Annotated in this window: 14 protein-coding genes; 8 read left to right on the top strand and 6 right to left on the bottom strand. The window is 43.6% G+C overall.

Going from position 1 to position 11,986, the window contains the following annotated elements:
* Window positions 1-250: 250 nt before the first annotated feature.
* Entirely contained in the window at window positions 251-1,027 is a 777-nt protein-coding gene (locus ACO0K1_RS12210) for a substrate-binding periplasmic protein (RefSeq protein WP_423026052.1), read from the top strand.
* 34 nt (window positions 1,028-1,061) lie between these two features.
* Here ACO0K1_RS12210 and ACO0K1_RS12205 read toward each other — a convergent pair whose 3' ends face one another.
* Both ACO0K1_RS12205 and ACO0K1_RS12200 read right to left on the bottom strand, forming a co-directional pair.
* Window positions 1,062-2,033, bottom strand: a complete 972-nt coding sequence (locus ACO0K1_RS12205; protein WP_423026050.1) for a fused MFS/spermidine synthase — start codon at window positions 2,031-2,033, stop codon at window positions 1,062-1,064.
* 87 nt (window positions 2,034-2,120) lie between these two features.
* Window positions 2,121-2,981, bottom strand: a complete 861-nt coding sequence (locus tag ACO0K1_RS12200; RefSeq protein ID WP_423026049.1) for a hypothetical protein — start codon at window positions 2,979-2,981, stop codon at window positions 2,121-2,123.
* Window positions 2,982-3,430: 449 nt separating this feature from the next.
* On the opposite strand from ACO0K1_RS12200, the gene ACO0K1_RS12195 reads away from it, so the two are divergent.
* Together ACO0K1_RS12195 and ACO0K1_RS12190 are read left to right on the top strand one after the other, a co-directional pair.
* On the top strand, window positions 3,431-3,676 hold the full coding sequence (locus tag ACO0K1_RS12195; protein WP_423026090.1) for a hypothetical protein: 246 nt from the start codon (window positions 3,431-3,433) through the stop codon (window positions 3,674-3,676).
* A 23-nt stretch (window positions 3,677-3,699) separates the two neighbouring features.
* Window positions 3,700-4,545 carry a PA4780 family RIO1-like protein kinase gene (locus ACO0K1_RS12190; protein ID WP_423026047.1) on the top strand — a complete coding sequence of 282 codons (846 nt, stop codon included), beginning with the start codon at window positions 3,700-3,702 and terminating at the stop codon, window positions 4,543-4,545.
* Window positions 4,546-4,668: 123 nt separating this feature from the next.
* Here the strand turns inward: ACO0K1_RS12190 and ACO0K1_RS12185 are convergent, their stop codons facing one another.
* Window positions 4,669-5,148: a YHS domain-containing (seleno)protein gene (locus ACO0K1_RS12185; RefSeq protein ID WP_423026045.1), complete on the bottom strand. Its 480-nt coding sequence runs from the start codon at window positions 5,146-5,148 to the stop codon at window positions 4,669-4,671.
* Between the two features lie 93 nt (window positions 5,149-5,241).
* Window positions 5,242-5,973 carry a DUF6969 family protein gene (locus ACO0K1_RS12180; protein ID WP_423026043.1) on the bottom strand — a complete coding sequence of 244 codons (732 nt, stop codon included), beginning with the start codon at window positions 5,971-5,973 and terminating at the stop codon, window positions 5,242-5,244.
* Between the two features lie 79 nt (window positions 5,974-6,052).
* On the opposite strand from ACO0K1_RS12180, the gene ACO0K1_RS12175 reads away from it, so the two are divergent.
* Window positions 6,053-6,367: a hypothetical protein gene (locus ACO0K1_RS12175; RefSeq protein ID WP_423026041.1), complete on the top strand. Its 315-nt coding sequence runs from the start codon at window positions 6,053-6,055 to the stop codon at window positions 6,365-6,367.
* A 412-nt stretch (window positions 6,368-6,779) separates the two neighbouring features.
* On the opposite strand, the gene phaP is transcribed toward ACO0K1_RS12175, so the two are convergent.
* On the bottom strand, window positions 6,780-7,856 hold the full coding sequence (gene phaP / locus ACO0K1_RS12170) for a TIGR01841 family phasin (RefSeq protein WP_423026039.1): 1,077 nt from the start codon (window positions 7,854-7,856) through the stop codon (window positions 6,780-6,782).
* Between the two features lie 251 nt (window positions 7,857-8,107).
* Between phaP and ACO0K1_RS12165 the strand changes: the two genes are divergently transcribed.
* Window positions 8,108-8,512 carry a nucleotide pyrophosphohydrolase gene (locus ACO0K1_RS12165; RefSeq protein ID WP_423026037.1) on the top strand — a complete coding sequence of 135 codons (405 nt, stop codon included), beginning with the start codon at window positions 8,108-8,110 and terminating at the stop codon, window positions 8,510-8,512.
* 141 nt (window positions 8,513-8,653) lie between these two features.
* Here the strand turns inward: ACO0K1_RS12165 and ACO0K1_RS12160 are convergent, their stop codons facing one another.
* Complete coding sequence (locus ACO0K1_RS12160; protein WP_423026035.1) at window positions 8,654-9,220, bottom strand: phasin family protein; 567 nt, start codon at window positions 9,218-9,220, stop codon at window positions 8,654-8,656.
* 441 nt (window positions 9,221-9,661) lie between these two features.
* Here ACO0K1_RS12160 and ACO0K1_RS12155 point away from each other — a divergent pair, with 441 nt between their 5' ends.
* The 3 genes from ACO0K1_RS12155 (at window position 9,662) to pbpG (ending at window position 11,938) form a co-directional block, all read left to right on the top strand.
* The gene (locus ACO0K1_RS12155) at window positions 9,662-10,105 is read left to right on the top strand and encodes an acyl-CoA thioesterase (RefSeq protein WP_423026033.1); all 444 of its coding nucleotides are present in this window, start codon (window positions 9,662-9,664) and stop codon (window positions 10,103-10,105) included.
* Window positions 10,098-10,793, top strand: coding sequence for a nitroreductase (locus ACO0K1_RS12150; protein ID WP_423026031.1), 696 nt, complete (start codon window positions 10,098-10,100; stop codon window positions 10,791-10,793). Before ACO0K1_RS12155 ends, ACO0K1_RS12150 begins: the two co-directional genes overlap by 8 nt.
* 107 nt (window positions 10,794-10,900) lie before the next feature.
* Window positions 10,901-11,938, top strand: a complete 1,038-nt coding sequence (pbpG, locus tag ACO0K1_RS12145) for a D-alanyl-D-alanine endopeptidase (protein ID WP_423026088.1) — start codon at window positions 10,901-10,903, stop codon at window positions 11,936-11,938.
* The last annotated feature ends 48 nt before the right edge of the window (window positions 11,939-11,986 follow it).

Here is an 11,986-nt window from a genome sequence, read left to right as displayed (position 1 = left end):
TAGGCGTATTAAATTTGCTACAACAAGCTTTTCTGATCAGTTTCTTCTTGGCAAAGGTGTGTTCTGAAACTAGTATAAAAGTAAGTGAGAAAGGTGCAATCTGGTTTGAACGAATTAGATTCGAAATAGCGCATCAATAATGGCAAGCCCTCACTCATCTAAATTGATTCGCCGTGTACGATGAAGCTGTTGGAAAAGATTCGACGTCCTGAAAACGCAAAGGTGAATTTTGAAAATATTGAAAATAATTTTGATATTCATTATTTTTTTCCATACTCAGCGCGCGGTGAGTGCTGACATTCCAGTGTGTCCGGCACGAGCGATTCGTTATGCTGTGTTTGACTCTGGTTACTATTTTCACAATGGTAAAGGGATGGACGTTGACATCGCAAACGAGCTTAGCGCCCGAACGCAATGCAAATTTGATATAGTCGTTTTGCCGATCGCTCGACTGTGGGCTGAAGTCCAAAATGGCAAGGTCGATATGGTCGGCACGGGAGTTCGTACAGCAGAGCGTGAAAAGTACGCTTATTTTTTTAATCTGCGTTACTCAACACCGTATATCGTCGCCATGACGCCGCTACCTAAAAATTTCGTTTCGATGGAACAAATAATGAGCGACCCGACGATCACTATTGGCGTTCAAAGACAATTTGATCATGGTGTATTTTTTAATCCATTTCTTGAACAGTTGCGCGAAGCCAATCGCGTGATCGAGGCGGCGGATACAGAAGCTTTACTGAAAATGTTGGTCGCCAAACGATTTAGCGTTGCGCTCATCTACCCAATGTCTTATCGGCCTATTGCCAAAGAGCTTAAAATAGATCAGACACTCATCGCTTATGATGTTAGTCCTCCGAATACTGGAAAATATGGTGGTCTTGCACTTTCAATGCAATCATTTAGCGCTAGCGAGGCAGAAAAGTGGGGTTCGTTGGTATCTAAAATGCACAAAGATGGCACTGTCAGGAAAATACTGAGTAATTATTTACCAGAGCAAGAGGCAAGGAAAATTGCAATTCCTTAAGCGTAGAAAAAATACAAGGACGTCGCTTGATGTTTCAGTAGCGGCTAGAATCTGTCGGAGAGGGGAGCATTAAGGCTTTGAATTCAGCATAGTTCTGGGGAACGTTGGCATCGCTGACCATGATGCTGCGCAGACTTTTTAACAGCGCTGCTGATAGTTGACTTTCAGGGATTGACGCCTGTTTTTGATACCCGAGAGACTTTAATTTTTTTATTAAAGCTCCTAGTTCTAGCGTTGGGTGATTTTCAATGAGGCTGTCTGCGACCTGTTGCTGTGTGACCGCATCAACTATTGCATCGCTTTCTTTGACTGAAAATACGAGTAAGTTATAACTGTCAGCTGATTTTGCCCAACAGACCTGATGCAAAAATTGTTGATGCAGCATGGTGAGCATTGGCGCCAAAGTGCTGGGTTTTCCCCACACATTAGCAACCAAAATTCCCCCTTTATTCAATTGCTTGTAACAAGTCGCATAGAAGTCTTTGTTATTGAGCGCCGGAACTAAACCATTGATGTCATAAGCGTCCAGAAAAATTACATCGGCATCGCCTTGTTGCTGAGGTAACCAATCCACGGCGTCAGCGTGAATGATATTGAGGCGTTGATCGTCTGCGGGGATCATGAATTGTTCACGCATCGCAATCACATCCGCGTTGATTTCTACTGCTGTAATTCGGCATTCCGGAAAATATTGGTAGCAGTATTTGACCAATGAGCCGCCACCCAACCCGATCAATACAATATGACGAGGCTGTGGATTAAAGAGCACTAACCCCATCATTGTCCTGGAATAATCACATAACAGGTGCGTCGGGTCATCAATACGCATAACACTCTGCATACAATCTGGTGTCAAATACATCATCCGTAGCGGTACGTCGTCCAAAATAAATGGCTTACCTTGTGCCGCTTTTGCCAGCGTACTTAGTGTCGTTTGATGTATCGATTCATCCGCAGTGGATTCGCTTGAAAATCGATGCGATAAGCTTTGACGTGTTTGAGCCATGGTGGTTTACTTTTCCAAAAAGAACTTTGAACAAATAAAAACGATGTTGAACAACCGCGTATTTTTCACTTACCCTGAACCTATTTTTTAGACATTTGCCTGGACGTTTTCGAGCGCTGCTTGAAGCTGCGCTATTTTCTCTAATAAAGCAGCATTTTCATGCTCCAAAGCGATGATTTTTTGCTTTAACACTGGAATATCCGGATCACTTTGTTGATCGTCTGAATTTGTCGTACGACTTTCATTGGTTGCTTCAGATGATTCTGATTGTTTTGCCGCCAGATTCGCATTTTTTTCTGGTGCTTTTTGTTCGCGAATTTTTTCTCGCACTTGCCTTGCAGCTTGTTGCAACTCTTTTCGACCACCGGCGACAGCAGCAATTTGCTCATAATTCGGCAGCGAAGCAACGGCCGCTGCTGCACTAATCGAAATCGTACCATCTCGTACTGCCTGCACCAGCGCTGGGGAAGCAGTACGTTGGATTTTTTCTATTTGTACTACGGCATTGCTACTGATGCCCGCGGCTCGTGCAATTTCCTGACGACTTTGGGTCGGTTTAATCACCGGCACAGCGACGTCACTTTCAGTGTCCGCGGAGGGCAAGCTCTCTTCATGTTGCTTAGTGCGGGCCGTAATAATCTCCTTTTTTCGTAGGGCAAGCATGCCGCGTTGGAAGTCGGAGACGCTGCGACGGCCCAGATGATTATCGATCATCCACAATTGAACATCTTCAATATTGCTAAAATTGTCATTTTGGACGATCTTAAACGGGATCTGGTGTCGTTGACAAATGGCATAGCGGTTATGACCATCAATCAGGACATCACCCCAACATACTAAGGCATCGCGACATCCTTCTGTGAGAATGCTACGTTCAAGCGCTGCGTATTCGTGTTCGGTTAGTGGATCGATATACGCACGTAAGCCTTCGTGAATGGTGATGCTCATGATTCAATCCTTGCAATATGTCGTTGAAGGCGGAATTGTAGCTGAGAATTTGACAAAAAATCACCTACGAAAGAAGTAGAGACCATCAAGCCATTAAGCCGTCAAGCCATTCAAACGATTCTTGCCATTTAGCGGTAGATGCTCCGGTCACGTGTACAATGCTGTGCTGAATACCGCATTGGCGACAATTCAAGGGTAAATATTGATTTTATCGACGATTGATTTCGATGATGTGCAATACATCATAGTAAAAAGCTAAAGATCGCTAAAGTCAAATGTGGCTTAATGCTGGCAGAGTGAATCTGCGTCAATACATACAAACTGCCCCAAGTTTAAAGCATTTGGTTGAACCCACCAGTTAAAAACGCCAGCATTTAATGCTGGCAACTTATTACTATTTATCACTTAAAAGGCGCAATGGCGCCTGATTTGAAGGAATTTCGATTATGATGACCTACGAGCAATATCTAGATGAAGTCACCACACTCATGACGGAAAAATTTGATTTGACCGATGAAGATGCGATCAAACATGTCATGCGCGCACAGGCAAACGATTTTTTTACTTTACATGACGATATCCCTGAGATGCGCACCCAGGAACGTGCCGAACAAGATGCGCAAACGATTTATGATCAACGCAACAAGTCACGCCCACACACGCCGCCCCAGCGCGCTGGCAAGCCGCGTAAATAATTTACCCTAGCCAAAGAACCTAGATGAAAACACCTAAGAGAATCCAGCCATTGGTCGAAGAAGGCTTGGTCGATGAGGTTCTGCGTCAATTGATGAGTGGCAAAGAAGCGACTGTATATGTGGTTCGCTGCGACGAGGAAATACGTTGCGCTAAAGTCTACAAAGAAGCAAGCCAACGTAGCTTCAAACAAGCGGCCTCATATCAGGAAGGACGAAAAGTTAAGAATAGCCGACAAGCGCGTGCGATGGAGAAGGGCACGCGGTATGGTCGCAAGATGCAGGAAGAGGTCTGGCAAAATGCTGAAGTCGATGCCCTCTATAAACTGGCGGCGGCAGGCGTTAAAGTACCTAAGCCGTACATCTGTTTTGAGGGCGTGTTGCTGATGGATTTGGTCACGGATGCGGATGGAAATGCTGCACCTCGCCTCAATGATATTGCGTTGTCCCATGCACTGGCTTTGCAATATCATGCGCAATTATTACAGCAAGTGGTTTTGATGTTATGCGCGGGTGTGATTCATGGCGATTTGTCCGAGTTTAATATCCTGGTTGATGCGGAAGGCCCGGTGATTATCGATTTGCCCCAAGCCATTGATGCTGCAAGTAATACCGAAGCGGCGACGATGCTCGAGCGTGACGTTGCAAACCTTGCCTCTTATTTTGGACAATTTGCGCCAGAATTGAATGGCACGCAATACGGTAAAGAAATTTGGAAATTATATGTTGCCGGTGAATTGACGCCTGACAGTAAATTGACTGGTTATGTCGCTGCGGATACCCGCCCAGTGAACGTCGGTGCCGTCATGAAAGAGATCGAGTCAGCAATTTTTGAGGAGCAGGAACGTTTGCGGCGTATGGCGGAGTTATAAGATTCGCATTAATATCTCAGGACCCGATCTCGAAAGTTAATCTCAGAAATTGAGCAAATGTTGGGCGGGCTGCAACCGCCCAACTATATTTGTTAATGCATTAATTAAATCTTCAATTAATTCTTACTTTTCGACGTACGTACCAGCTTTTAAGTCTGGCCAGTTTTGATTGGCATCATGAATATAGCCAGGAATGTCTTCTTGCCAGCGCTTAAGAACAACTTTGCTTAAGTTTAAATACAATTTTCCATCGACCACTTTGTATGCATACGGATCCGTTTCTGGTGTATACCCTTGCGCTACACCGTAGGCGCAGTAACCACCGTACTGCGGTGAATATTTTTCTGGATCTGCCTTAAATGCATCCAAATTGGCTTGAGTACTAAAATGCCAGGTAGCACCTTGCCATTCGTAAGACAAATTTGCTTTACCTTTTACGGGCTTATTTTGCTTAAAGTAAGCGACCGGGTCGTAGCCACGAATAGCGCCAGCTTGTGTAGAAAAAATGGGAGCGATAGCTTCAGCGAACGCGCTATTTCCTGCAAAACTAAGAACAGCGGCAGCACAAATATGCATAATCAGTGAACGACGGCTTAATGACATGGTAAAACTCCTTTAATTGATTGAATCGGGCGAACGTGAACGAGATATCAAGTAGTCGTTGGAAATACAAAAAACTTACAAAACGTTCGTTTTTTATTTCTTTTTAGTTTTACTTTTTCTTTGCACAGCGAGTTCCAGGCAAGCGATATCGTCCATTAAATGAATCGGGACATAACATAAGACTTCGATATGACGATCAGCAAACACGCTGCGTCGGTCACGTTGCCCGGATAAGGTATTCATGATCTCATCACGCTGTTCCAGCAGAGCTGAAATGGGACGTTGATAAAGCTGAACCAGCGACTTTAAGAAAGAATTGATCTCTTTTTCACCCTTATTGGGTGGAATTTTGAAATGCTGTAGTCCGCGTTCACATTCTGTTTTGGTTAACCAAGGCCCTTTGGTTACCCAGCGATTAACGATAAAAAAACCACTTGGAATTCCTAGCGCATCCATCGATACGGCAACCAGATGTGCTGGCGCCGGCGAATAGGATGGATCTGGGCGCCGTAAACCAATCTTTTCAGCATGTATGAATAGATGGAAGTGGCCATGCTCAATAAAAGGTCTCTGCAGACCTGGATGAGCATGGTAAAAATATTGGGAGGCGTTTTTATCGTCGCGAACGTCATTCTCTGGATAATGATTCCATTCAACGAAAACATGATCGCCAATGATACTCTGTACGACTTGTTTATTTTGTTCAGTCAGTTTCTGCATACTGCCAATGAGCTTAGCTGCAGCTTGCAAAAATTGTTTCAATTCTGTGTCTGAATATTGAGTCCAGTCAGGCTTGTATTTGAGTACCTGAGGTAGTTTCATCATGTTGACCGAGCTTGACGAGAGGGCAGAGACTGTTTATGGATTGAAATGCACGCAGCGAAGCAGATGAACTGATCACTGCGTGCACGAAGCGCTAAATTATTTCTTGGCAGCGCAGCAGCCCTTTTTCGCAGCACAGCAGCCTTTTTTCGCAGCACAGCAGCCTTTTTTCGCATGCTTTTTAGCTGCGCAACAACCTTTTTTGGCCGCACAGCAACCAGTCTTTGCTGCACAGCAGCCTTTTTTACCAGCACAAGCTGACTTTGGTGCACAGGCAGCGACGGCTGCTACAGGTGCAGCAGCGATGGCTGATGCTGCTACTACGGACGCGCCAACGACTTTTTTCAAAACATTTGTCAGGGATGTTGATTTCATAGTTTCCTCCGGTTTGATTTAAGGAGCCTGTAGCTTGGCTAGATTGGTACTGCAATATTTGATGCTACAGTGATTTGGTCGGTCTTCATTCGAATAACTTACAAGCTTATTCAAAATTTCATTAAAAGAGATTAAATTTTCTTAAATCTAAATATTTGAAATTTAATTCTTAAAAAATCTAAATTTAATATTAAAAATTAAGATGGTGTCGTTTTTTGACGATAGAGCATGTCGCTCGAATTCTGAATTAATCAACTTTTAGAGCGCAATTTTTATCTATTTGCGAAGGGGGTTTGAGAATTCGTGAGTTTAAAGACGGAGGTTTTCAATAAAAAAAAGCATGATGAACTGGGTCATCATGCTTTTCTTATTGCTCGAATGTTATGAGCAATAATGATAGGTGCAAGTTATGTGGCTAAAAGTACAATCGTCAATTATTGGCGAACACGCTTTTTCGCCCCTGTTGCAGGGCTTGATTTTGCTTTGAATGCTGGTCTGCTGCCCGTTTTAGGAAATGCCGGCTTATCTCCTTGCAAGCTTTGGGTCAGCGCTGCTGGAAATTTCACAGCAGATTTTTTCTCAACTGCTGGCGCTGTGGTAACTTCAGCGACAGGTTTTGGAACTGCAACCGGTTCAGATGTGTTGTTGTCGACTTTTGTTGTGTTTGAAATCACTGCTGGGGAATCACTTTCTTTCTTAATTGCTGCTTTAGTTACTGTTGCTTTCGCAAGCGGCGTTGCTTTTTTAGGTGTCGAACCTGTCAAACCTTCAGCGTTGGCAGATATAGATTTTTCTGCTGGCTTCGCGATCTTTTTGCTTGCGATTTTAGGACTGGTTTTGGGGGTATCCACGGTCGCCTTAACTACGTCCTTAACTACTTCTTTAGGTGTTTCTTTTACTGCCGATGTCTTTGCAACTTTCGTAGCAGGTTTGGCGTTTGCTACTACTTTTTTAGACGCTGGTTTTGCAGGTGGTTTTGTTGCTTTTTGAGTTTTTTGCTCAGGTTCACTTAATAAGGGCAATTGTGTATTCACTGGCGTTTTTGCAATTGCCTTCGGTGTGGCTTTGCTTGTGCTTGTTTTTGTCTTTGCTTTTGTTTTGACTACAGGCTTTACTTCTTTCGAAATCGGCAAAGCAACAACGTCAGATTGCACTGCGATGATGCTTGGTGTCGCGATCGATGCTTGTGAAGGATTGACCAGATGCAAAACTTCTTCACGAAAACTAGCGGAAATCGTCGCTAGTTCGCGCCCGTAGGCCAACAGCCTCTCAATTTGCGGCGTGCTCTGCTCTTGTACTTTAACCAATAATTCATGCGGCGCTTTAACATTAAAAGCATGCTCAGTGTTACTGGCCAATCTATCTATCGCTTGCTTTGCCGTGGCAAAATTGAGTGCGACAATTTTTTCTAGTCCACCAAAAGCCGCGCTGGAGAATGCTTGGATAGCCGCGAGCTGTTTCTCAATTTGATCTTGCGTTGCAGCAGAAATCTGTGGGTGAAGCAAAGGCATACATCTCTCCTTAAGGTTGGTGAGGGTCTATGATGAGGGAATTTTCTGCGAAATTTACAAATAATCGTCACAATAAAGCGTTTTCCTATTCTAACTCTGGTTCAAGCTTATCGTCACGTAATTATTTTGCAGTGCAGCATTTATGGCCACTTTTAGGAAAAATACGTCGTAAATTTAGATGTTCCGATCGTTAAATAAAACGAATGACCAATTAATAACCCATTAATACTTTGAGGCAGACAAGGCACCCAATGAAAACTGACGATCAATCACAAGCAGACTTGAATGGTATTCGTGATCGCTTACGTACATTTGCAAGAGAACGGCATTGGGAGTCGTTTCATTCCCCCAAAAATCTGGCAAGCGCGTTAATCGTTGAGGCGGCCGAGTTATTGGAGCCGTTTCAGTGGCTTACCCAAGGGAATATTGATGAATTGGGTGTAGAGCAATATGCTGCCGTGCGTTATGAGTTGGCCGATGTATTGACCTATGTCGTGATGCTGGCCGATAAACTCGACATTGACTTGATTGCGGCGACGCATGAAAAGATTGACTTGAACGCCATCAAATATCCTGTCGAGAAAGTCAGGGGGGACGCCAGAAAATATTCGTTCTATCAAAGTCACGCATATTCTGAGGATCAGAATAAGATCTAAACAAAAACACACTAAACGGAAGTTAAAGTTTTTAACTCTATCGTTGTATTGTTGTATTGTTGTATTTTTGAAAACTAAAAATGCCAGAAGCAAATTGCTTCTGGCATTTTTTTAAATCAATCCTTTTTTAGGGAGGTTGAATTATTTTTTCGACGATGCGCGTGTTGCTGGCTTCGCTGCTTGTGAAATTTGCGTCACCGTATTGTTCAGGTTTGCTTCCAAAGCTTCTACAGCTTGCTTGGTATTTTGCGTGAACTGCTCGTAGCCAGTGTTGGCATTAGTGATCGCTGTTTTGAAGAAAGATACAAATTGTTCAGAGCCAGCGGGTGCATTCTTAGCGACTTCTTCAAACAAAGCTTGTACTTTACGATTACTTTCCGCGATTTGCGATTCCGCTGCGCTAGTGAATTCAGATTGCGCGTTGGAGGCAATGCTTGCGAGGTGACGGCTATATGCCAACAGTTTTTCAGCTGTTGGTTGTGCGTGAGAAGTGCTGAGTGTGAAGAACTCTTGTGGATCTTTTGCGGACAACAATTGCTTCGTTGTCGTTGCTGATTCTTCTAATGTGCTTTTTACTGCATTAACGTTCAACTCGACCAGTTTCTCAACACTTTCGAAGGCTTTACCGCTCAAGAGCGAAAATAGCGCGATTTGTGCATCAAAACTTGCTTTAGTTGCCGCAGAGAATTGTTCTGGTACAGAAAACATAGGAATCTCCTGGAAAAAGGATGCAAACGAGTGGGAAATACTTCTGCTGCTCATGAAACTAAATGAAACTAAAATGAAACAAGAAAACGGTCATTAAGACATTGTATTTGTGCGATGCAAAAATTGATATTACATTGATTTATATGACTTAATCAATAAAATTTTGTGCGTTGCAAATTTATAAATAGACATCTTTTATTTAAATAATTTATCATTTTTAATAAAAAAAACACAATAAACGTGGATGTCTGTAGCGGAGTCTGCAGATGATTTATGACCTGATCGTGAAATGAGGGGGTATGTTAAACTTTTGATGCATTTGTTGATTGGTCTGCAAGATGATCGACGCGTATTGGCAGAATGTTGTTTTGGTGATCGACTTTTACTGCTTGGCGAGCGCAACAAAAGTCGTTTTAATGGCTTAACTTCTTAGTCACTTACATGAAATTACAAGCAAAAACCCGTGGACAGTTTAAGCATTTTCTTCCCATCACGACGAGATGGATGGATAACGATGCGTATGGACATGTAAATAACGTGGTCTATTACAGTTGGTTTGATACCGTTGTTAATGAATTTTTAATAAGCCATGGAGCACTGGATATTGAAAATAGCCCGGTCATCGGGTTGGTCATTGAGACTCAGTGCAACTATTTTGCATCGGTAGCTTTCCCCGGTACGATTGAGGCGGGTCTGGCTGTCAGCAAGTTGGGTAATTCCAGTGTTCGCTATGAACTTGGTATTTTCAAGGGCGACGAATTACAGGCATCCGCACAAGGGCATTTTGTTCATGTGTACGTTGACCGTGAACATCGCCGGCCTGCAACTATTCCAGACGCTATGCGTCAACTTTTAATATCGATACAAAGAGATAACGATGATTAATTCCCCCGTTCAGCAGTGTGTTGATGATGTCATTACCAGCCGCCGTTCCATCAGAGCCTTTTTGCCGGATCTGCTTTCTGAAGAGGACGTTCAAAAGATACTGGAAGTAGCGCAACGTGCGCCATCGGGCAGTAATACGCAACCCTGGAAAGTTTACGTTTTAATGGGAGCGAAGCTGCAAGAGTTGTCGACAGCTATTTTAGACGCACACAATCATCCCAATGCGGAATCGCCGCACGTTGAAGAATATAACTATTATCCAGTGTCATGGGTCAGCCCGTATCTTGAACGACGTCGCAAAGTTGGCTGGGACTTGTATGCTTTACTTGGCCTGGGGCGAGACAATAAAAAGGGAATGCACGAGCAACATGGGCGCAATTACGCGTTCTTTAATGCGCCGGTTGGTTTGATTTTTACAATTGACCGTGTGATGGAGCAGGGCTCTTGGCTAGATTATGGGATGTTTTTGCAAAATATTATGATCGCTGCCAAAGCGCGTGGCCTTGATACTTGCCCTCAAGCGGCTTTCACCCAATACCATAAAATTATTGCCGACAAGCTCAAATTACCTGCGAACGAAATGTTGGTATGCGGAATGGCACTGGGTTATGCAGATCACAGCAAAATAGAAAACACGCTCGTCACTGAACGGGATGCTACTCAACACTTCGTAACGTTTGTAAAGTAAATATTTGCTTGAATAAATTGTGCTAAGTCTTTAATTATCTTGCGATTTTTTTGATATTTGCTACACTGCATTTAAATTTTTGGCACATTTTATTCGAGGAGTTGTAGATAGTGAAATTTGCCCGTCAAGCTTGTATATTTTCAATGGCTGTTCTGTTGCCCCTGATGTCCTTTGCGACAGACAGTGATAGCGGGACAGCGTCTAAACATGTCGTTGTCAAAAAGCGCGTTACCCACAAAAGAATAAGTAATACGGCATCGGTTCAGTCGTCAAAAACAGTGAAACGTTACGTACTTGTGCATGGAAAACGTCGCCTGGTGACGCAAAACCTGGCAATGGCAGCGCCTGTTGATAAACCCAGCGTCGGTGATGCGGAAGGTTTGAATCGTTCAAAAGACCCCTTGTCACTACAATCTAACGTAGCCTATGTCGTTGATCAGGCGAGTTCTAAGGTTTTATTTGAGAAAAATCCCGACGTATCGCTACCGATTGCTTCCATCACTAAACTGATGACCAGCCTGGTCGTTGTCGAAGCTCATCAGGACATGAGTGAAGAAATTGAAGTCACCGCGGATGATATCGACAAAGAAAAAGGTACCGGTTCACGCTTAAAAATCGGCGCGAAATTGTCACGTGCCGACATGTTACATATCGCCTTGATGAGCTCTGAAAATCGCGCTGCTTCCGCTTTGGGGAGAAGTTATCCGGGTGGACGTCCAGCGTTTGTCGCAGCAATGAACGCAAAAGCACAACAATTGGGGATGGCAGATACCCATTATGTCGATTCCAATGGTTTGTCGAGCCAGAATCGAGCGAGTGCAAAAGATTTAGTTAAATTGGTTAATGCGGCGTATCAGTTCCCCATCATTCGTCAATATTCAACGGATTCAAAATATATCGTTAATCCTGGTGGGCCAGCGTTGGAATATGGGTCATCAAATAAACTGGTCTCAAATCCATCGTGGGAAATTGGCTTGCAAAAAACCGGATTTATTAATGAGGCGGGGCGTTGTCTGGTCATGCAGGCAATGATAGAAGGCCGTGCCGTGGTAATGGTGTTCCTTGATTCGAAAGGCAAATATTCCAGATTAGCTGATGCAGGGCGGATCAAAAAGTGGTTGGAAACGACCAAACCACAACTTTGATTCGGTCAATGGAATAATTCGTCGACACATGTCGAGAAACATCGATGT

Source organism: Undibacterium sp. SXout20W (assembly GCF_049340285.1).
In the GTDB taxonomy this organism is placed as follows: domain Bacteria; phylum Pseudomonadota; class Gammaproteobacteria; order Burkholderiales; family Burkholderiaceae_D; genus Undibacterium.
This window is presented reverse-complemented; position numbering and strand designations above follow the sequence as displayed.